The following is a 20,717-nucleotide window of genomic DNA, read 5'->3' as shown; positions in this document are numbered from 1 at the left end:
AACGTTATATAAATGGAAAAATGAAAAAACTGATTCTCATTTTTGCGGTTTTGGCCTTTGCTTGCAATTCTTCCCAGAAGACCGTTACGGAAACCCCAAAACCCCAAGAGGTAAATGTTGATCCAACGGACTTTGCGTCGACCATTACGGAAGAAGAACTAAAAGAACATCTTTTTACCTATGCCTCAGATGATTTTGAAGGTCGTGAAACGGGCCAACCCGGCCAGAAAAAGGCCGTGGAGTATATCAAAGACTATTACGAAGCACTAGGTATTCCCGCAGCAAAGGCAAATGGGGATTATTTTCAAAAAGTGGCGCTGTCCATAAGTAACGTACCTGAGGGCAAGATGGTCATCAACGGTCAGGATTTCCCGCTGGGAGACGATGTCCTTACGTTTTCAAAAGCAGAAGGAACATTACATGAAATACATTATGTTGGCTATGGGATTGAGGAAGGTACCTACTCGGATTACCAAGGTATGGATGTTCAAGATAAAGTAGTGCTCATGAAATTTGGTGAGCCCAAAAACGAGGATGGTACCTATGTGATTTCCGGCACGGATGAGCAGTCCGTATGGAGCAATATGTCCGAGTCCATTGGAAAACGCGCAGACCTTGCTGCCCAAAAGGGGGCCAAAGGTGTGTTCTATTACGATCCGGACAATTTTACGAGGTACAAACGCTATTTTGAATTTATGAAGACCAACAATAGCGGAAGGATGCAATTGAATGCGGAGACCAAAGACGATTTTTTGATCTTCCTTAATGACACGGCCATTGATGCTTTATATCCAAACCTGAAAAAAGATGATGGACAGGCCATCCTTTCTGCTTCCATAGATTTGCAAATTGAAAGTACGGATACCCAGATTGATTCGGAGAATGTGGTGGCCCTACTTAAAGGTTCCAAAAAGCCCGAAGAGTACCTTGTAATCTCCTCACATTTGGACCATATTGGCATAACAGCAGATGGGAAGATCAATAATGGTGCCGATGACGATGGATCCGGGACCGTTGCCATGTTGGAAATTGCCGAAGCCTTTAAAGAGGCTGCCGATCAGGGTATGGGACCAGACCGATCCATTGTTTTCCTTCATGTAACCGGTGAGGAGAAAGGGCTTTTAGGCTCCCAATATTATACGGACTATGAACCTATCGTCCCTTTAAAGAATACCGTTGCCAATTTAAATATTGATATGATTGGGAGAATCGATCCCAAAAGGGAAGGCGACCGGAATTATGTGTATCTTATTGGTTCCGATAAATTGAGTACCGAACTCCATGAACTGTCCGAAGCGGTCAACACCAGATACACCAATATAGAACTGGACTACACCTATAATGACGAGAACGATCCCAATCGTTTTTATTATAGAAGTGATCACTACAATTTTGCAAAGAACAATATTCCCATCATCTTTTATTTTAACGGGACCCACGAGGATTATCACAGGCCTGGGGATACCCCTGACAAAATAAACTATGATCTTTTAAAAAACCGATCACAACTCATCTTCCACACGGCATGGGAGGTGGCCAATAGGGACAATCCCGTTCTTGTGGACAAGGCTATAAAGTAGCCCTATAAAAAACAAAAAGTCCCACCTAAAGAAGGTAGGACCTCGTTTTACTTTTTAGGGTGGAAGACCGGGTTCGAACCGGCGACCTCTGGAACCACAATCCAGCGCTCTAACCAACTGAGCTACAACCACCATTTTGAGCGGTCGCAAAGGTACTTTTTTTTGGAATAACCTACCAAATAAAAATAAAATAGCGTCATGAAAATTTGAAAAAAGCGTTCCGAGTCGTAAATTACTGGACATAAAATAATTAACTCACTTGGAGTTGCGACCTATCCGCTTACCTCGTTTTGATATCAATCCGTTCCCCTATCGGCGGTGGTTCGTTTATGCCCTTTTATCGATACTTCTACAAGGACATATCCATGCTCAAAAAAAGCTAACGGACAGCTTGATCCGAGAGAAGGACAGGCTTGAAAAACGTTATGGATTTCAGCCTACGGATACCAATTACATTAAGGTATTGTACAAACTGGGAACGAGTTACATCTATCAAATTCCCGATAGTACGAAGTCCATCTCAGAGCGGGTCATACACCTCAGCAAAGAGAGCGGATTCACCAAGGGATTGGCCGGTGGAAAGTTAGGACTCGGTATCTACTGTCTTTTAAGGGGACACCACACTGCTGGATTTAAAAATATTGATGCCTCACTTGAACTCGCAAAAAAGGTAAATGCTGACACTATTTTTCTTAAAGGACTGAATGCCAAAGCCCTCGGCCATTTTATGAAGGGGGATTATCCAGAAGCGTATTTGCTTTGTAAGGAAGGTGAACGGTATGCCGAGGAAAAAGGGGATACGGAAATGCAGGGGTTCTTTCTCATGAACCTGGCCACGGCCTTTTCACTTCTAAAAGGTTACGAACAAGCCCTCCCCTATTATAATAAAGCATTACAGCTCGTTGAAGCGTCCGGCGACGACGTACAGCGGGCACAAATTCAGGCCAATTTGGGGTATTTATACCTGCATACCGAAGACTATGAAAAGGCCAAGGCGTATTGTAAAAAGTCCCTTGATGTACTGGGCAAAAAAAAGTATCAAGCTTTTGAGGCATTTGGGTGGATTACAATGGGGGAAGTGGCCATACGTGAAAAAAAATATGATGATGCGCTCGGATTCTTTACAAAATCCGAAGCTTTACTGTTACCCATCCAAGATCAACAACGCAAAGCCGAAACCTTGCAGGGAATGGCCGATACCTACTATTTCAAAAAAGATTTCACAAAGAGTACGGAATATGCAAAAGCGGCAAAAAAAATAGCTACAAATATCAGTTACCACCAGGGTATTGTCAGGGCTTCGGAACTATTGTACAAATTATATTTGGATCAGGACCAGTTAAAGGAAGCCCTGGAATACATGCAGACCGCCAAGCATCTTTCCGATTCCATATTGGAGTCGGAGAACAAAACAAAGTTTTTGATGTTGGAAGCCCAGGCCAAATTTGATAGGGAGCAAGAATTAAAGGAATTTGAGAACGAAAAGGAGTTGGCCAGGCAACGGACCATTACCTATATTTCTGGAATTCTGCTGACCACCCTTCTCATCATAATTCTGTTGATCAGAAAAAATGCGATCAACCAGAAAAAAGCCAATCTGACCCTAAGGGAACTCAACAAAACCAAGGACAGACTATTCTCAATCATTGGCCATGACCTTAAAGCGCCCATTGGCACTTTACAAGAATTGCTTGAACTGTACGATGCCAATGAAATTTCGGAAAAAGACATGGCCAAATTTGCTCCAAGGTTAAAGCAGAATGTCGACCATAGTTCATTTACACTAAATAATCTACTGTACTGGGCAAAGACCCAAATGAATGGAATACGGCCCAATACAAAAGAGGTTTTGGTAAAACCCAAGGCCATGGACGTTCATAAGCTTTACAGCACCAAAATCAGGGCCAAGGAAATAAACATACAGTTTTCCATCGACTCCGATCTCAAAATAATGGTAGACCCTGTTCACCTGGATATTATCTTAAGGAATGTCTTCTCCAATGCCATTAAGTTTACCCCAGAAAAGGGTACCATTTACTTTGGGGGCAATGATACGGGTGACAAGACCGAAATTTCCGTTCGGGATACCGGTATAGGAATGAATCAGGAAACCGTGAAAGCCATTACAAACGGCTCGATCATCAATTCAACTCCAGGGACAAAAAAAGAAAAAGGTACCGGAATTGGTTTACAAATAGCACAAGAACTGATCAGGGTCAACAAGGGTTCCTTGAAAATTGAGAGCCAACTCAATAAAGGGAGTAGTATCTACCTCTACTTTTCCAATAATTAAGAACCTGTATGTTCAATAATCCACCTGAAATCAATAATTCCCCGCCACAACTGAAAACTGGTTTGGATCGGTGGGACCCCATCAAATTGATCGAGCCAATGTAATTTATCGACATAATACGGTTTTAATCGCTAAAACACACAAAAAAGGACACTTCACAACATTTATTCGCACAAAATAAGCTGTACACCTAATTTTATACTTTAGATATTTTAGGTATGCCCAAACACCTAGCCTACAACAATTCCAAATATGGCAATATTAGGGTAGTTTCCCTACCCATACTTGTCTTTCTTTTGCTGTGCCCATTTGGTAAGGTGATTGGACAACAAAATGTTAGGGATAGCCTATCCAGAAAAATACAATTTATTGAAAAGACCACCCCAGATTACCAAAGGGACAAAACCTATATCAATCTTCTTAATGATTTGGCCCGGGAATATCGTTTTGTCAAAGAGGACAGCCTTCTCAACCTATCCAAAAAGGCACTCTCCCTGAGTAGAAAAGTAAAATATCTTTCCGGGGAATCAGAAGCTTTGGCCAACATTGGGGGCTTTCATTCGGACAACGGTAACAATGAAATGGCCATATCCTACTTCTCCAAAGCGTTAAATTTGGCAGGTTACCTGGAAGACCCATCCACCAAAATGGGCATCTTGAACAGTCTGGCAAATGAGTATTCCTACCTAGGGGATTTTGAACAGGCACTAAAATATTTCCTGACCGGTTTGGACTTGGCAAATGCCTCTGAAAACAAGATTATGCAATCCATTCTAAATGAAAATATTGCAAGTCTGTATTCGGCCCAAAAAGAATACGACGAGGCGTTGGAATTCTACAAGAAGGTAAAGAAGATAAATCAAGAAATCGGGAATGGGATAATCATCGCGGAAACGCTGAGCAACCTTGCCGAGATTTATGCCGATATGGGGAACTATGATCATGCCATGTTCAATATCAATACGAGTATCGCCACATTTGAGAAAAATGAAATCTATGATTGGTTGGCGTTTGCCTATAGCGTAAAAGGTGAGGTTTATTTAAGACAGGGGAAATACAAATGGGCTTTGTACTGGTACGATCAGAGCAACCTTTTACACCAAAACCTGGAAGACGACCGAAGTAGGATCGACCTCCTAAATGGAATGGCCGCGGCCTATCTGGGGATGGGAGAGGATGAAAAATCGAATGAGTATGCCTTGGCCGCATTTGATGTAGCCAATACCATCAAATCCTTGGGAGGACAAAGGGATTGTGCTGAGACCCTCTATAAAATCAGTAAAAACGAAGGGGATTTTGAAAAAGCACTGCATTATCATGAAATCTTTCAAAAACTTACGGATTCCCTTTACAAGGATGAGAACAAAAGGAGTTTAATGCTTCTGAAAACAAAGTTGAAGTACGATAAGGACAAGCAACTATTGATTGCCGACAAGGAAAAGGAGTTGGCCAGACAACGAAACTTTATTAACGCTTCCATAATCATTTTAATGGTGCTATTGGCTACTGCCATCCCCCTTTATTTTAACCAAAAGAAACTGAAAAGACTTTACAAGGCACTAAAGATCAATACCCAAAGCCTTGAGGAGAGTCAAACCGAGTTGAATTCCATTAACAAGACCAAGGATAAGCTATTTTCCATAATTGGCCATGATTTAAGGGGTCCCATTGGGGCATTACAGGGGTTACTCAAGCTTTTGGCAAGTGGGGACGTTGCCAAAGAGGACCTTTCCAAGTTCCTTCCCAAGCTTAGGGGGGATGTGGATCATATTTTATTTACGCTGAACAATTTGCTGTCTTGGGGATATTCACAAATGAATGGAACCGTCACCAAACCAAAAATGGTCAAACTCAATAAACTTGTTCATGGCAGTATGAAACTCCTATCTGAAATGGCAAGCAACAAATCCATAAAAATTATGGATCAAATGCCCGAAAACTGTTTTATCCTGGCCGATGAAGATCAAGTTGATATCGTGATACGAAATTTGATCAGCAATGCCATAAAATTCACTCCGGAAAATGGCCTGATTACCCTGGAAGCCGAGGAAGATGGAAACTTTTGGAAGGTCAAAATAAGGGACACCGGTATTGGCATGAATGAAAAAACCAGAAAAAAGTTGTTCCAGGAAAACTCAAATATCACTACTTATGGGACAAACAACGAAAAAGGAACTGGACTGGGACTCTCCCTATGCAAGGAAATGGTTGAAAGAAATAAAGGTAAAATATGGGTGGAAAGTAAACCAATGAAGGGGTCCATCTTTTACTTTACCGTTCCAAAAATCACTAAAAAATATCGCAAGGCCAGTTAGGGCCTGTTAGCAATAGTTAAATCAAATCGTCCAAACTTTTGATTGCCACATATCGCTCCGTTGTAAAGCCCTCTGCATACTCCACCCCCACCAATCTCCCTAAATCCCGGGCCCTATAATTCACACTATCCAGGAAGTTCTTACTACTGATGGGCGTCTCTGGCTCGTCACTATTTGGGTCAAAAAACTGTGAGGAATAGGCCAAAATGGCCTCTTGTTTTTTCTCGATAAAACGGCTTACATCCAGTACAAAATCCGGTTCAAGATTCTTCCATTGGATATAGTGATAAACCCCTTTTGGACGCCACGGCTCCTGCCATTGCCCACCGCCGGTCATTTTGGTATCAATTTTTACAAGTCCACTCAAAAAACAGGCATCACTGACCAGTTTTGCTCCCCTGGCATGGTCTATATGCCGATCATCAATCGCATTGCACAGCACAATTTCCGGTCTGTATTCTCGAATCATTCGAATCACCTCCAACTGGTGTGGTCTATCATTCACAAAAAAACCGTCGGCAAATTCTAAATTTTCCCGAATGGAAATTCCGAGGATTTCCGCAGCTTTCGCCGCTTCCTTATCCCTTATCTCGGGAGTGCCCCTCGTACCCAACTCTCCACGGGTCAAATCCACTATGCCCACCTTCTTTCCGGAGGCTACTTCTTTTGCAATGGTCCCCCCTGCACCCAACTCGGCATCATCGGGATGGGCACCAAAAACTAGGATATCCAATTTCATTGGGCAAGAACGGTTTTAGATTTTAATTGATTGATTGCCTGGTCAATATCTTCCATCAAGTCCTCCACTTCTTCAATACCTACGGAGAAACGAATCAATCCATCCCGAATACCTTGGGCTTTCCTATCTTCCTCGCCCATCAGGGCATGCGAGGTCATGACCGGCGATGTAACGGTACTCTCCACACCTGCCAAACTCATTGAGGGTTTGATCAATTGCAGGGATTTCATAAAGTCCGACGGATTGAAATCTTCTTTTAGTTCAAAAGAAAGCATCCCGCCAAAACCCTTCATTTGGGACTTGGCCAATCCATGTCCGGGATGCGATTTCAATCCGGGGTAATACACTTTATCAATAGCGGTATGATCGTCCAATAGTTCGGCCAGTTTGTGGGCATTATCACTTTGGGCCTTCACACGAAGACCCATGGTTTTTAAGCTCCGTTCCAACAACCATACCGTTTGGTCACTCAAACTACCTCCAAAACAAATGGAAGACTCCCATAGTCTCTTTATGTGATCTTCAGAAGCTGCCACTGCCCCCGCACAGATGTCCGAATGGCCACCCATATATTTGGTAGCACTATGAATCATGATATCGATGCCAAAATCTGCGGGATTTTGATTGATCGGGCTTGCAAAGGTATTGTCGATCATGGTAAGGACCCCTTTGGATCTTGCCAAATCCGAAACCGCTTTTAAGTCGGTAATGGTCAATAAAGGATTGGAAGGGGTCTCTATGTAGATTACCTTGGTGTTCGATCGCATTTTGGCCTCAAAGTCCTTGGCCTCCCAACCATGGGTAAAGGAATAGGAAATACCGTATTTCTCCAATTGGGTCGTTGCAAAATTATACGTGCCCCCATAAAGCGCCTGCTGAAAAACAATATGATCCCCAGCCTTTAAAAAGGCCATTAACGTATGACTTATTGCTGCCATTCCACTACCAAAAATCATGGCATCCCCAGTATGTTCCAGGGCGGCTATTTTCTTGGTCAACGCTTGCTGGTTGGGTGTATTGAAATACCGTGGATAACGTTTCTCATCAATATCCTCAAAGGCATATGAAGTGGCCATATACAAAGGGGAAATTGCCCCCTTGTAACGTTCATCCACAACCCCACCGACATGTGTGCAAATGGTATTGATTCCTCTTCCTTTTTCCATGACTTTAAATTGATTGCTAAAAGTAAGAAAAATGGTGGCAACCCTAAACCTGGACCGCTTTCCAATTTCCTTTCCTAAACCAAACAATGGCAATTATGGCCAACAGCACTTCTGCCGTGGTAATGGCAATAAAAACACCCATTGCCCCAAAGCCCAAAACCAGTGCCAATAGGTAGGCCAAAGGCAATTGAAACAGCCAAAACGAAATCAGGTTGATCTTTGTTGGGGTCTGTGTGTCCCCGGATCCGTTAAAGGCATTGGTCACTACCATTCCATAGGCATAGAAAATATAACCCGCAGCAATGATCTGGAGACAAAGTCCCCCATTATCCACTACCGAAGGGGTACTATTGAACATTCCAACGATTTGTTTTGCAAATAGCAGATAAACAATGGATACCAGCCCCATAAAATAGGCATTGTATTTTCCCGTTATCCAAACCGATTTCTCCGCACGTTCCGGTTGTTTGGCCCCCAGGTTCTGCCCTACCAGTGTTGCAGCAGCATTGCTCATTCCCCAGGAGGGCATTAGTGTAAACATCATTACCCTTATGGCAATAGTGTATCCCGCAAGGACCTCACTACCAAATTCGCTCATGATTCGCATCAAAAACACCCAACTGGATGTTCCAATGAGGAATTGGGCGATTCCCCCTAAGGAAACCCTGATCAGGTTGAACATGACCTTAACATTCAACATAACGTCGTTCAATACCAATTTGATCTTGCCCCAACCAAAGAATAAAATACCCAATTGGAATACTACGGCCGTCCCTCTACCAATGTTGGTGGCAATAGCGGCTCCCATAACACCATATTCAGGTACTGGACCCCATCCAAAAATAAAGATGGGATCAAGGATGATGTTCAATCCATTGGAAAGCACCAAGGTCCACATGGCAATACTGGCATCCCCAGCACCCCTAAAAATAGCATTGATCAGAAAAAGTAAAAGAATGGTGATGTTCCCACCGATCAACCATTTGGTGTACCCATGGCCTTCCTCAATTAAATCGGGCTCGGCCCCCATTAAGGCAAGGATTTCCTTATTGTAGAGCAGCCCTATCACCCCAACAATAAGCGCTACCGATACCCCTAGGAAAATGGCCTGTACCGCAGCTTCCCGGGCTCCTTTCAAATCTTGTTCCCCTACCCTGCGGGCAACTACGGCCGTTGCGGCCATACTTAAGCCAATGGCAATGGCATAGACCAGGGTAATAACGGATTCCGTTAGGCCAATGGTCGCTACCGCATTTACACTTACCCTGGAAACGTAGGCAATATCGACCAAGGCAAAAATGCTCTCCATAAGCATTTCCAAAATCATGGGGATGGATAGCATAAAAATGGCCTTGCGAATGCTCCCATTGGTAAATTCCTGCTCCTTACCGGAAATGGCAATCCAGAAATACGTAACTAATTGTTTTATTGATAATTGTCGTGATGACATGATTTAGAAATTATGATGTTAAAAAATGAAGAAAACTAGCGTGTAACCAAAAACTCCCTTTCGGTTACTTGGTCGGGAACAGATCCAAAAATGCCAGTGTGTTCATAATTTCCATTACTTCATGATGGTGCAAAGATGCATAAAACTTTTGAAAATAACATCAAAACCATAATTTTCTTAAAAATCCATATTTTTCCATAGGCTAATTCAAGAATCATGAAAATACATTCCATACCGATTGTCGCCGTTTTTTTTCTAGTGCTTTTCGCTTGTAAAAACACCAAACCTGCGGTTGAAAAATCGGGATATCAAGGGCAAGGCCCCACCCCAATTGTGTCCACCAAAACGAAACCGGTACAACGACAATGGAAAGGGGTCTGGGCTTTTCAGGACAGTACGGTTTTTTTCAGCAATCAGTTTGATGGGGCCCGTTTAAATGGTGTTGCCCAGGATTCCAATACCCATTACACCCTTTGGTTTACTGCAGAAAACACTCCCATAAACCCCAGTCCTTGGTATGGTTTTAAAGTTTGGGGCAGCACAGCACAGGAAATTACCTTAAAGCTGACGTATCAGGACAGTCGAAGTCGGTATTACCCAAAAATAAGCCATGATGGCCTGCATTTTAAGGCCTTGGACAGTACCCAATTTAAAGCGATCAACCCGGGGGAGGGAGCGTTTGGATTGAAAGCTGCGCCGGAATTTGTGGAGGTCACGGTTCGGGTGGACGAAAAGCCAATTTGGATAACTGCCCAGGAATTGTATCCTTCCAAAAGAGTGGGACAATGGGTGGATTCCCTTTCCCAAAAACGATTTATATCCAATTATGAAATTGGGAAGAGTCGGGAAGGTCGTACAATGAACCTTATGGAAGTGGACGAAGGTGCTTCAAAAAAGGCATTGGTGATCATTTCCCGTCAACATCCACCGGAAGTAACCGGTTTTTTGGCCATGAAGTCCTTCATGGAAACCCTTGCGGGAGATTCGGACCAAGCCAGGGCGTTTCGGAAAAAATTTACGGTCTTTAATGTACCCTTGATGAATCCCGATGGGGTGGACAATGGAAACTGGAGACATAATTCCGGTGGTATTGACCTCAACCGGGATTGGCAGGAATTCAATCAGCCCGAGACCAGGGCAATCCGCGATTTTTTAAAGCAAAAACGTGAGGATGGGTACGAATTTGTTTTTGGGGTCGACTTCCACTCCACCTGGGATGATATCTACTATCCTTTGGATACCACGGTCACTGGGGAAAGGGGTAAAATAGTATTTGATTGGATTACGCGCATCTCAAATCGTTTACCTTCAAAAAAGACCAATATCAGTGCTTCCAAAAAAGTGACGCCAACCATGGTCTCCAGAAACCATTTTTTTGTAGCCCACGGAATGCCTGCAATCGTATTTGAATTGGGTGACAACACCCCCAGGGATTTTTTAAGGGAAAAAGGAAAGGTGGCCGCTGAGGAATTGATGGGCTTGCTAATGGAGTGAATAGAAACATTATGTCATTTCGAATCTGCTAACGGCAGTGAGAAATCTAAAGCGATTCCTCCTCACTCCGCTCGTTCGGAAAGACAGCTATTTTGCTTGTACGTAATTCGCCCGATACCTCCAGTAACTAATACCTCCAAGAAGAATAACGGCCAAAACAATGTACTTTACATAGTCCGGGGTAATCGCCGCAGAACCGGATTGTGCATAGCTATGTAGCCCCACTAAATAAAAGTTAACTCCAAAATAGGTCATCATAATGGCACCAAAGGCCACCACGCTCATAAAGTTGAACAACCATCTACCCTTAAGTGCAGGGACCAATCGCATATGGAGCACAAAGGCGTATATCATTATGGAAACCAGGGCCCAGGTCTCTTTGGGATCCCAACCCCAATAACGCCCCCAGCTCTCATTGGCCCATTGGCCTCCCAAAAAATTACCAATGGTCAACATCACCAAACCTACGGTAAGTGCCAGTTCATTTATGATGGTCAGTTCTTTGAGGTTCAGTTCCATTTTCTTCTTGTTCTCTTTGGTGGTAAGGATAATGAGCAATAGGGATACGACCCCCAAGATCATTCCCACGGTCAACGGTCCATAACTGCCCACAATGACCGCTACATGGATCATAAGCCAATAACTGTCCAAAACGGGGACCAGATTGGCTATGGAAGGGTCTACCCAACTTTGATGGGCAATCCATAATAACATGGAGGTGACAAAAGTACTGGCCGCAATGGTCAATTCACTTTTCCTACCAAAGGCCAGTCCCATGGCCAGGGTAGCCCAAGCCACATATAAAATGCTTTCGTACGCATCACTCCAAGGGGCGTGGCCAGAGATGTACCAACGAAGGACCAACCCGGCAGTATGCCAAATAAAGAAGAGGATTATGATTCCCTTTAAAAAGTAGGTGGCCGCTTTCCAAATCTCCCTATCCTTAAAAATGCGAAGCACCAATACGATGAACAACAATAATCCCACCATTCCATAATACTTGAACAAACGATTAAAAATGTCCAGTTTGTTATACAGGATTTCGGTCTTGACCTTCTTTTCCGTGGGCAGTACTTCCTGCCCATGATTCCTTTGGTTCTGTTTAAAGGCCTCCAGAAGTTTATTGGACTCCGAATAGTCCCCCGTAGCGATGGAATTTTGAAGCGTATTCAAGTAATAGGGCAAACCGTTTGCCATAAAGTTGGCGTATAGGGAATCCTGCACCTGATACTGTCCGGAACGAAACTCAACTGCCGAAATCCATTTGTTGTTCTCATCGTTCAAAAGTGGAAAAATCTTTAGAATCTGTCCGCTCAGGGCCATATTTAACAACCCTATACGCTCATGTACCTTAATAAAATCCTTTTGGAACTTATTGGGATTTGTGGTGGACGTGGCGGCTTCCAAATACGGTTTTAGCTTGTACATACCGGTAGCATCGAACAAATCCGTGGCATTTATAAATTTCTGCCCTCCTTCTGCGCCAATAATCTGTCGGATACTATCGTTTTGCCTTTCCCCTACATTGATAAAATCGACATTATACCACAGTGGGGGATTCAACATCATGGAGAGAAACACCTGATCCGAGTTTAGATCCTTGAATTTGTCCTTTCCACTGAGCTTACGAAGCAGTTCCGAAGTAAAGGTATGCAAGGGTTTCATGCGCCCCCCCTCATCCTGGATGACAATTTCCCCAAACTTATCGGCATGGGCAACATCCACCGTTGTAGCACGAATCACGGAATCTATCTGTGTCTGGGTGGGCAAACCCGTATGGTCGTCATGTGGTGGTTCTTGTCCGTAAGTGTGCAAACCAAAACAAAGGAGCAATACGGCAGTCAAAGTTGCCTTTTTCCTTTTCACTTTATCCAGGGATTTCGCCAGCTCCTTAAAACGGGTTTTGCCAAAGAACATGATGCCCAACAGTCCAAAATATAAAAGAAAATACCCAATATAGGTAATCCATGTGCCCCATTGATCATGGTTTACACTGAGCACCGTGCCTTTTTCATCCGGCATAAAACTGGATTGGAAAAAGCGGTATCCCCTATGGTCCAAAATATGGTTCATAAAAATGTCATAGTCATATGGGCGTTCATCTTCAATGGTCACTTTGCTCATAAAGGACTTGTAACTGCTTTCCGTTCCTGGGTACTTCTCTGCTATAAAGTCGTTCAACCGTACATGGAATGGTAACTCATAGACCTTGGAACCATATCGAAGTGAAAAATCGAGCCCATTTAGGGTAAACTTATCGGAAAAGTCGGAAGGCCCTTGACTGCCCAGAAGTCTCTTCTCCACAGTTTCCCCATTTACGGTCACCGCCACCACCAATGCATCCTGGGTTTGCTCATTAATTTCATTTTCAGGAACCTTAACCACGCCATAAGATCCTTTCACCGGAGGTTCTGGAATCACAAATTGCATTCCAACGGTAGTGTACAGGGAACGTAGTTGCAAGGGTTGAATACTGTCTTTTACCAATTCCCCTTGAAACTGGTCCGCCATTCGCATGTACTGTCCTTCAAATGGCGATTGAATTTGATATTCCCCGTCCCTGTAAAAAATATTGATGGCCCCTTTGGTTTCCTTGTTCAAAGCAAAGAGCACGTTGTGAATACTGGCAATGGAATTGTTTTCCAGGTAGTGCTCATGCCGCTGGCCATCACCAGCCTCCACTATTTTTAGATATTCCTTGCCTTTTTCATCAAGAACCAAACCTTCCTTTGCCCCTTTGATGAAGTCCACAAAGGCAATGGAAAAAGCTTGCCCGTTGAAATCATCGTTCCATGGGAGACTGGAACGTTTTCCTTCCGGAGTTACCAAAATATCATCCTCAAGTACCTTTCTGCGGTTCTGCCCATCAATTGGTCCATCTATATACGCCGTGAGATAGGTTTTATCGGAATAAAAAACCTTTTCCGAATTCCCTTCCCGAATGGGCATCATTCCTTCAAAACTGATGTAACGCGTTACAAATGCCCCAACAATGATCAGTATCCAAGATAGGTGCAATACCAAAACCGGCCATTTCTTCCATTGCAGCAAATTGTATCTATAAATGTTCCCAAAAAAGTTGATGACAAAAAACACCATAATGGCCTCAAACCAAGTGGCATTGTAAATGTAAATCCGAGCGGTTTCCGTACTGTACCAACTTTCAATAAAGGTGCCTATTCCCATGGCAGCTGCAAAAAGCAGGAAGAGTACGGCCATTAGTTTGGTGGAGAACAGTGTTTTCTTTAATAGATCGAACATAGGACATTCGCTTTCGGCTTGCAAAATTACGACCTAGAAGTGATTTAACGGAATCGTTTGTCCAGCAAATTCTTAAACAAAACCGTTAATTCTTTTTAAAAAGGCTCTTTCAAGTTCGTACTTTTGGGTATGCTTAGCGTAGTACTTCTTGGAACGGGGAATGTGGCCAATCATTTGTTCCATGCATTTTCCAAATCAAAGGATATTGCGGTTCTCCAAGTATACGGGAGGAACAGCGAGGCTATAAAGGACTTTAAACCAGAAGTTTCCAAGACCTCTTCCATAGCCAAAATTGCCGAGGCGGATATGTACATTTTGGCCGTTTCGGATTCGTCAATAACAGAGGTCTCCAAAACTTTAAGGGATAAAATGGGGATAGTGGTCCACACTTCCGGAAGTGTTCCCATGGATGCCCTAAAATCCAGGCAACGTGGGGTGTTCTATCCATTACAGACCTTCACCAGAGGGAATGAGGTCCATTTCCGTGAAATTCCCATTTGCATTGAAGCCGAAAGTGAGGAAAATCTTTTGCTTCTGGAAACCCTGGGAAAATCAATAAGTAATCAGGTGTACAGTATTTCATCCGCTCAGCGGAAAAAGCTCCATCTCTGTGCGGTTTTGGTCAACAATTACCCAAATCACCTGTACCATATGGCCCACGAAATCTGTGCGGAAAATAAAATCCCTTTCCACTTATTGTTCCCGTTGATTTTAGAAACCGTGAACAAAATCCGACATTTGTCACCCAAAGAAGCACAGACTGGTCCGGCCAGGAGAAACGACATCGTTACCATGCAACAGCATATCAGCCAATTACAGGACCCACTTCAACAAAAAATTTATCAATTACTGAGCGAATCGATTAAGGCATTGTATGAAAAAGAACTATAAGGAATACCTGAAGGACATCACCACTTTTATCTTTGATGTTGATGGCGTACTGACCGATGGGACAATTTTAGTGACCACATCGGGTGAAATGTTGCGAAAAATGAATGTAAAGGATGGTTACGCCCTTAAAACCGCATTGATCAAGGGATACAATATTTGCATTATTACCGGAGGAAGCAACCAAGGGGTAAAAGATCGGTTAAAAGGCCTGGGCATTACGGATATTTATCTTGGAGCGCACTATAAGGAAGAACCTCTGGAGGAGTATTTGGACATCCACAACATTAACCCGGAAAATGTGCTGTACATGGGTGATGATATGCCCGATATCCCCCCAATGAGACGTGTAAAATTGGCCACCTGTCCCCAAAATGCCATAGCAGAGGTCAAGGCCATCTGCGATTATGTCTCCCATAAAAATGGTGGGGAAGGTTGTGTACGGGATATTATTGAACAGGTCCTAAAAGTTCGGGGCGACTGGGAAAACAACTTCAGTTCCAAAAATGACTGAAAATCCGCTTGCAGAAAAATTAAAAGGGTACAAACTCGTTTTGGCCTCCGGTTCCCCCCGTAGAAAAAAGTTTTTTGAGGAACTGGGGCTGGAATTTGAGATTCGTTTAAAACCCGTGGATGAAATCCATCCCAAAGAATTAAAAGCGGAAGGGATATCGAACTATCTGGCAGAATTGAAGGCATCCGCCTTTAAGGGCATGCTTAGGGAAAACGAGATTTTGATTACCTCCGATACCGTGGTATGGTGGAACGGAATGTCCCTGGCAAAGGCCGTTGATTCCCAGGAAGCATCCCAAATGTTGCAAAAACTTTCCGGGGATTGGCATGAGGTCATTACCTCTGTCTGCTTTACCACCACAACACAACAGAAAACGGCGCATACGGTCACCAAGGTAAAATTTAAGCGTCTCGAACAAAAGGAAATCGACTATTATATCCAAACCTGTCAACCTTTTGACAAGGCTGGCGCCTATGGTATTCAGGAATGGTTGGGCGCCATAGGAATTGAGGAAATCCATGGTTCCTACAACAATGTTGTGGGACTACCGACCCATCTGGTTTACAAAATGTTAAGTAACATTGTGGACTGAAAGCCGATAGGTTTTACAGAAATATTATGATAAGAACGCTATTCCTTATTCAAGTATAATACTGCCAGTCCATGCTATAAGGATTGTGATGATTCACGAGATATCCTTGGACTATTTTACGGCAATGTTTCCCGTACACCATGCTCCGTAATCAATGGCCAAAAAGCAAACGCCAATCTTTTTTCGAAAATGGGTCTAATAGTAGTTTCTATCCTTGGCGTATCACAAAGGTTATTCAATTTTTGGAAAAGAAAATATTCAAAATGTAACTGAACATAATCCTCGCTTGTCACTTCTCTAAGCATACAAACATGCTCCAAAATCGAAAATTCGCTTGACAAGATGGCAACACCTGAGCTAGACATCCCCCTTAAGAACATGATAGTCGTATTTGGGTACCCAAAACATATGGAAAGTCAGACGTAAACGCTACGGTCCAATTTAGAGCCTGTTTGGGAATTTGTCAATTGTTTTCTTATGTCCCTTCCTGCCTGGCCAGTAGGCCGGTTTACACGGTACATTGTTAAAATTTTAGTCCATAACCATGGTTATGCCTTTCCATCGCCCCAGCTCGCCCATAGCTCTCGTTATGTCGTGCCTCGTTCCACACTAAAAATGACTTATGACAATTCCAATCACAAATTCCCAAACAGGCTCTTATTTATTCTCAAATAACATCCAATATAGAAAAGTCCCTTATCAAGGTATTTATGGAGATTGTTGATGCAATTCTATAGTACTAAAAGAGACTGTCCTTATTAGTCTAGTTGGCGGCCTCTTTTTCTTTAGAAGGGAACCATCATGCCTCCATCATTTCTTTTCTAATTTTAGATAGAGTTTTAAGACTTCTACCGAAAATTTTTGAGTAAACGTATTTAATCCCAAGTGCAAAAACCAAACACAAAACCACGCCTAAGAAATAAGCAATAGCTCGTGCATGTAAACTGTCCAGAAGAGCTACAACATCTGGATTATTATTAATTTCCCAAAAAAAACTAAGCAAGAAAGTAATAACAAACACACCAAGATTATAAGTTATATAATAGTGAACGGTAAGTTTCAATCTGTATAGCAAAGAGATGTGTTGGAAAGTGTTATTTGGTGTCGATACCGATCTATAGCGTAGATAAAATACTATTACAAAGGACGCTGTGACCAAAATGTTCAGCTTTTCAATTACTATAATGATAGGAAAGTCAACAAAAGACTTAGGTGTAATATCTTTAAACAAAAGAGTCAAAACCATATTCAATATCACCCAGATACCAAACTCAAAAAAGGAAATCAAAAAAAATCGAAAAGAGGATTTTTTTGATTTTGATATAATAGTACTAATTGACTCATTATCTAATTTTTCTGTCCTTGACAGCCTTTCTTTTAACAGATTTAACGATGTGTCCAAATCCATAAGAAGATGATACTTTGTAGTAATTTGTATTTGAAACCTGAAGATTGTTACAAAGATGGGCCAAGTTTAACAAAAAAAGTATTTCAATGATCACCACAAAGTCTGGGGAAGTAGGTAGGTAAATCAATGGGCATCAATATCATAATTACTTGCAAATGGTCAATTGTCAAAAATCATGTTTAACCTTTTTAGTACTAGGTAAGAACTTTTGAATGGAAACTTTGTTGGTTCAAAATGTTTGAATAAATAATTTCCAAGGCTTGTTATATTATTTCAAAAATTTCCGATTCATCATCAATTAGTTTGCTGCTTTGGTGTAAGGCTTTTTAGATTGCCCCTAATTTTGGGCGCCAATGTTAGGATTCCTGCATTACAGGTTATGGTATTCAAGAATGGCTGGGAGCCATAGGAATTGAGGAAATCCATGGTTCCTACAACAATGTTGTAGGACTACCGACCCATCTGGTTTACAAAATGTTAAGTGAATGGTAAGGAAATCACAAAGTATCCCTATCATTTCGTTAATTGCCAGGGTTCCATAAAGAATTCATTCTACATTTCGATTCATTCAAACTCCTGATACCATGAAAATAGCTCTAATGTTCTGTTTATTGGTGATGCTTTCCACTTGTGGAGGTGGAGAATCTTCAGAGGTAGCTGCGGACACCACTTATGAAACATCCACCGCCAAAATCACCGACTTTCAAGATTCCGAAACACAGCAGATCTCGAATCGAAAAATGATTTGGACCGGGAATGTGGAAGTAAAGGTCAAAAGTGTGGACGAGACCACCGAAAAGGTCAATGAAATCTGTAAGAAGTACAATGCCTTTGTTTCAAAAATGAATTTGAACAATACCAGTTATGAAATCTCCAACAGTATTACCATACGGGTTGATAGTCAGCATTTCACTTCATTGATGGAAGACCTGAAAGGGCAAGGGGATTTTGTAAAAAATGTTTCCATTTCATCCAATGACGTCACCGAGCAATACATTGATGTTACCAGCAGGTTAAAAACAAAAAAGGAAGTACGGGAACGATACATCGAAATTTTGAAGAACAGGACCGGGAAGATTTCCGAGGTTCTGGAAGCAGAGGAAGCCATTAGAAAGATCACGGAAGAAATTGAGGCCAAAGAGGGGCAATTACGCTATTTGGAGGACAAAATAAAGTTCAGTACGATCCATCTGAGAATTTATGAAAAGGTAAATTTTCGGGAGGAACCAGATTCCTACGAAAAATCATTTGGCAGCAAAGTCGTCCAAGCCCTGGAAAATGGTTGGAGCATTGTTACCACCATGGTGCTTGTGCTGTTCAATATATGGCCATTGGTGTTGGTAGGTGGCATACTGGTTTGGCGATGGAAATGGTTACGAATAAAATTTAGTCGAAGGAAATAGGCCTTTTCGTCCATATGAACGTTCAAAATTATGGTTTTAGGCAGTACCTTGATTAAATTTGCAAAAACGTACTGTTATGAAAAAAGGGTCAAAATTTGGATTGCGTGTTGGCATACTCGTATTCCTTAGTTGCGGAATTGGAGCATGTTCCCAGGGCAAAAAAGAAGAAAAAACGCTTGCTGTCAATACAGGGACCGAGAAAGCGCAGACAGAGGGGACAACCCCTAAAAAGCCTTTGTCACAAGAGTTTAAGGATTACTGGTATGCCGGGGATGCCGAAATCACCTCATACCAATTGCAACAGGCCCGCTATGGTGAACTGCGTGAGGGCAAGGCCGTATTGATTTATGTAACGGAACCTTTTCTACCGGATGTGCAAGTGAAGGCGGATGGGAACAACCCAACCAACATTCCCGTACTAAAACTCAATAAAACCAAAAAGTACCTCACCGGTATTTATCCCTATTCCATTATGAGCAGTACTTTTTACCCTGTCCATGACAACCAACACGCACTCAAATCCAGTCTTTCCGTTCAAGAATGGTGTGGCCATGTCTACGCACAATTGAACAACCGCGAAGCATTTGAGTTTACCTCCCACAGTTATTTTGAAGGAGAAGCGGATCAAAACCTTAGCATGGACAAAGCCATTTTGGAAAATGAAATTTGGAACAGGATTCGGATCAACCCACAGGATTTACCGGTTGGTAAAATTGAAATCATACCGGCATTGGAGTATTTCCGGGTACAGCACAATCCCATACGGGCCTATACGGCCACGGCTTCGATCAGCACTATCAATGGTATTAGCTCCTATTCCATAGTTTATGAAAATACGGAACGCAAATTGACCATTGACTTCAGTGCCACATTCCCGTATGAAATTGAAAGCTGGGAAGAATCGTTCACAAGTGGCTATGGTCCCAATGCAAAAACCATGGTTTCCAAGGGAAGCAAACTAAAAACCTTAAAAACACCCTATTGGGGGCAAAATTCCAACAAATATTTGCATCTTCGGGATAGTTTGGCACTCTAAAATGGAGTCTTTTTTACAGACATATCAGAACGAGCTACTGGCATCCATATTAAGCCTTATCGTTTTCTTTCTCCTCCGTTTTTTACTGGTAAAGACCATTCGTAAAATTGGACGAATAAGCGATATCAGCCAGGTAAGGACCGGATTGGTCATTAGATATGTTTCCTTTGCACTGGTGGTAATTTTGCTGTCTGTCCTGATTCTCGTTTGGGGCATTAATATTCGTGAAATAGGTCTCATTGTTTCCTCCGTATTTGCAGTAATTGGTGTAGCACTTTTTGCCACTTGGTCCATTTTAAGTAATGTTACGGCCGGAATAATTTTGTTTTTTTACTTCCCCTACAAAATTGGTGATAGAATACGGATACAGGACAAGGATTTTCCGGACGAGGCCGTAATCGCGGATATTCAGGCCTTTACATTCCATTTGGTGAAGGACGATGGGGAATTATTGACCTATCCCAACAATTTATTACTGCAAAAGGGCGTGGTACTGGTAAAGAAACAGGTAGGTTTAACAAACGGTCCTAAGTCCGGTGTATAGCTTGTTAAAGAAGTTCTAAAAACCAAAACTGGCC

General features: G+C 42.4%; 15 protein-coding genes, 1 tRNA gene and 1 pseudogene. 11 read left to right on the top strand and 6 right to left on the bottom strand.

What is annotated here, in order from left to right; all coding sequences use genetic code 11:
• Window positions 1–20 precede the first annotated feature (20 nt).
• Window positions 21–1,580: a M28 family peptidase gene (locus L0P88_RS20290; protein WP_247131707.1), complete on the top strand. Its 1,560-nt coding sequence runs from the start codon at window positions 21–23 to the stop codon at window positions 1,578–1,580.
• A gap of 57 nt (window positions 1,581–1,637) precedes the next feature.
• On the opposite strand, the gene L0P88_RS20285 is transcribed toward L0P88_RS20290, so the two are convergent.
• A tRNA-His gene (locus L0P88_RS20285) sits at window positions 1,638–1,713 on the bottom strand.
• A gap of 126 nt (window positions 1,714–1,839) precedes the next feature.
• On the opposite strand from L0P88_RS20285, the gene L0P88_RS20280 reads away from it, so the two are divergent.
• Entirely contained in the window at window positions 1,840–3,873 is a 2,034-nt protein-coding gene (locus tag L0P88_RS20280) for a tetratricopeptide repeat-containing sensor histidine kinase (protein WP_247131706.1), read from the top strand.
• 218 nt (window positions 3,874–4,091) lie between these two features.
• Window positions 4,092–6,188, top strand: coding sequence for a tetratricopeptide repeat protein (locus tag L0P88_RS20275; RefSeq protein WP_247131705.1), 2,097 nt, complete (start codon window positions 4,092–4,094; stop codon window positions 6,186–6,188).
• Window positions 6,189–6,204: 16 nt separating this feature from the next.
• On the opposite strand, the gene bshB1 is transcribed toward L0P88_RS20275, so the two are convergent.
• The 3 genes from bshB1 to L0P88_RS20260 are packed head-to-tail and all read right to left on the bottom strand — an operon-like array spanning window position 6,205 to window position 9,543.
• Window positions 6,205–6,927, bottom strand: a complete 723-nt coding sequence (gene bshB1, locus L0P88_RS20270) for a bacillithiol biosynthesis deacetylase BshB1 (RefSeq protein ID WP_247131704.1) — start codon at window positions 6,925–6,927, stop codon at window positions 6,205–6,207.
• A complete protein-coding gene (locus L0P88_RS20265) occupies window positions 6,924–8,093 on the bottom strand; it encodes a trans-sulfuration enzyme family protein (protein ID WP_247131703.1) in 1,170 nt (389 codons plus the stop codon). Before L0P88_RS20265 ends, bshB1 begins: the two co-directional genes overlap by 4 nt.
• Before the next feature lie 43 nt (window positions 8,094–8,136).
• Window positions 8,137–9,543 (bottom strand): MATE family efflux transporter, encoded by a 1,407-nt coding sequence (locus L0P88_RS20260; RefSeq protein ID WP_247131702.1) that lies wholly within the window; start codon window positions 9,541–9,543, stop codon window positions 8,137–8,139.
• A 216-nt stretch (window positions 9,544–9,759) separates the two neighbouring features.
• Between L0P88_RS20260 and L0P88_RS20255 the strand changes: the two genes are divergently transcribed.
• On the top strand, window positions 9,760–11,037 hold the full coding sequence (locus L0P88_RS20255; RefSeq protein ID WP_247131701.1) for a M14 family metallopeptidase: 1,278 nt from the start codon (window positions 9,760–9,762) through the stop codon (window positions 11,035–11,037).
• A gap of 87 nt (window positions 11,038–11,124) precedes the next feature.
• On the opposite strand, the gene ccsA is transcribed toward L0P88_RS20255, so the two are convergent.
• Window positions 11,125–14,298: a cytochrome c biogenesis protein CcsA gene (gene ccsA, locus L0P88_RS20250; RefSeq protein ID WP_247131700.1), complete on the bottom strand. Its 3,174-nt coding sequence runs from the start codon at window positions 14,296–14,298 to the stop codon at window positions 11,125–11,127.
• Window positions 14,299–14,427: 129 nt separating this feature from the next.
• On the opposite strand from ccsA, the gene L0P88_RS20245 reads away from it, so the two are divergent.
• The 3 genes from L0P88_RS20245 to L0P88_RS20235 are packed head-to-tail and all read left to right on the top strand — an operon-like array spanning window position 14,428 to window position 16,292.
• Window positions 14,428–15,189, top strand: coding sequence for a Rossmann-like and DUF2520 domain-containing protein (locus tag L0P88_RS20245; protein WP_247131699.1), 762 nt, complete (start codon window positions 14,428–14,430; stop codon window positions 15,187–15,189).
• A complete protein-coding gene (locus tag L0P88_RS20240; RefSeq protein WP_158777564.1) occupies window positions 15,173–15,700 on the top strand; it encodes an HAD family hydrolase in 528 nt (175 codons plus the stop codon). The genes L0P88_RS20245 and L0P88_RS20240 overlap by 17 nt, the downstream gene beginning before the upstream one ends.
• Window positions 15,693–16,292 carry a Maf family nucleotide pyrophosphatase gene (locus L0P88_RS20235; protein WP_247131698.1) on the top strand — a complete coding sequence of 200 codons (600 nt, stop codon included), beginning with the start codon at window positions 15,693–15,695 and terminating at the stop codon, window positions 16,290–16,292. The genes L0P88_RS20240 and L0P88_RS20235 overlap by 8 nt, the downstream gene beginning before the upstream one ends.
• A 799-nt stretch (window positions 16,293–17,091) precedes the next feature.
• Here the strand turns inward: L0P88_RS20235 and L0P88_RS20230 are convergent.
• A complete protein-coding gene (locus L0P88_RS20230) occupies window positions 17,092–17,700 on the bottom strand; it encodes a hypothetical protein (protein WP_247131697.1) in 609 nt (202 codons plus the stop codon).
• A gap of 378 nt (window positions 17,701–18,078) precedes the next feature.
• Between L0P88_RS20230 and L0P88_RS20225 the strand changes: the two are divergent.
• The 4 genes and pseudogenes from L0P88_RS20225 to L0P88_RS20210 form a co-directional block, all read left to right on the top strand.
• Window positions 18,079–18,192, top strand: a pseudogene (locus L0P88_RS20225) (Maf family protein); the annotation flags it as partial.
• Window positions 18,193–18,284: 92 nt separating this feature from the next.
• A complete protein-coding gene (locus L0P88_RS20220; protein ID WP_247131696.1) occupies window positions 18,285–19,103 on the top strand; it encodes a DUF4349 domain-containing protein in 819 nt (272 codons plus the stop codon).
• 76 nt (window positions 19,104–19,179) lie between these two features.
• A complete protein-coding gene (locus tag L0P88_RS20215) occupies window positions 19,180–20,139 on the top strand; it encodes a septum formation inhibitor Maf (RefSeq protein ID WP_247131695.1) in 960 nt (319 codons plus the stop codon).
• 1 nt (window position 20,140) lies between these two features.
• Entirely contained in the window at window positions 20,141–20,683 is a 543-nt protein-coding gene (locus L0P88_RS20210) for a mechanosensitive ion channel family protein (protein ID WP_247131694.1), read from the top strand.
• Window positions 20,684–20,717 lie beyond the last annotated feature (34 nt).

The organism is Muricauda sp. SCSIO 64092, assembly GCF_023016285.1.
In the GTDB taxonomy this organism is placed as follows: domain Bacteria; phylum Bacteroidota; class Bacteroidia; order Flavobacteriales; family Flavobacteriaceae; genus Croceivirga.
Note: the sequence above shows the minus strand (reverse complement) of the source record. Positions and strands in the feature narration are given on the sequence as shown.

Excerpts from the sequence above, each read along its gene's own strand:
- L0P88_RS20290 (WP_247131707.1), top strand. The coding sequence starts at position 21 with ATGAAAAAACTGATTCTCATTTTTGCGGTTTTGGCCTTTGCTTGCAAT.
- L0P88_RS20275 (WP_247131705.1), top strand. The coding sequence starts at position 4,092 with ATGCCCAAACACCTAGCCTACAACAATTCCAAATATGGCAATATTAGG.
- bshB1 (WP_247131704.1), bottom strand. The coding sequence starts at position 6,927 with ATGAAATTGGATATCCTAGTTTTTGGTGCCCATCCCGATGATGCCGAG.
- L0P88_RS20265 (WP_247131703.1), bottom strand. The coding sequence starts at position 8,093 with ATGGAAAAAGGAAGAGGAATCAATACCATTTGCACACATGTCGGTGGG.
- L0P88_RS20260 (WP_247131702.1), bottom strand. The coding sequence starts at position 9,543 with ATGTCATCACGACAATTATCAATAAAACAATTAGTTACGTATTTCTGG.
- L0P88_RS20255 (WP_247131701.1), top strand. The coding sequence starts at position 9,760 with ATGAAAATACATTCCATACCGATTGTCGCCGTTTTTTTTCTAGTGCTT.
- ccsA (WP_247131700.1), bottom strand. The coding sequence starts at position 14,298 with ATGTTCGATCTATTAAAGAAAACACTGTTCTCCACCAAACTAATGGCC.
- L0P88_RS20245 (WP_247131699.1), top strand. The coding sequence starts at position 14,428 with ATGCTTAGCGTAGTACTTCTTGGAACGGGGAATGTGGCCAATCATTTG.
- L0P88_RS20240 (WP_158777564.1), top strand. The coding sequence starts at position 15,173 with ATGAAAAAGAACTATAAGGAATACCTGAAGGACATCACCACTTTTATC.
- L0P88_RS20235 (WP_247131698.1), top strand. The coding sequence starts at position 15,693 with ATGACTGAAAATCCGCTTGCAGAAAAATTAAAAGGGTACAAACTCGTT.
- L0P88_RS20230 (WP_247131697.1), bottom strand. The coding sequence starts at position 17,700 with ATGGATTTGGACACATCGTTAAATCTGTTAAAAGAAAGGCTGTCAAGG.
- L0P88_RS20220 (WP_247131696.1), top strand. The coding sequence starts at position 18,285 with ATGAAAATAGCTCTAATGTTCTGTTTATTGGTGATGCTTTCCACTTGT.
- L0P88_RS20215 (WP_247131695.1), top strand. The coding sequence starts at position 19,180 with ATGAAAAAAGGGTCAAAATTTGGATTGCGTGTTGGCATACTCGTATTC.
- L0P88_RS20210 (WP_247131694.1), top strand. The coding sequence starts at position 20,141 with ATGGAGTCTTTTTTACAGACATATCAGAACGAGCTACTGGCATCCATA.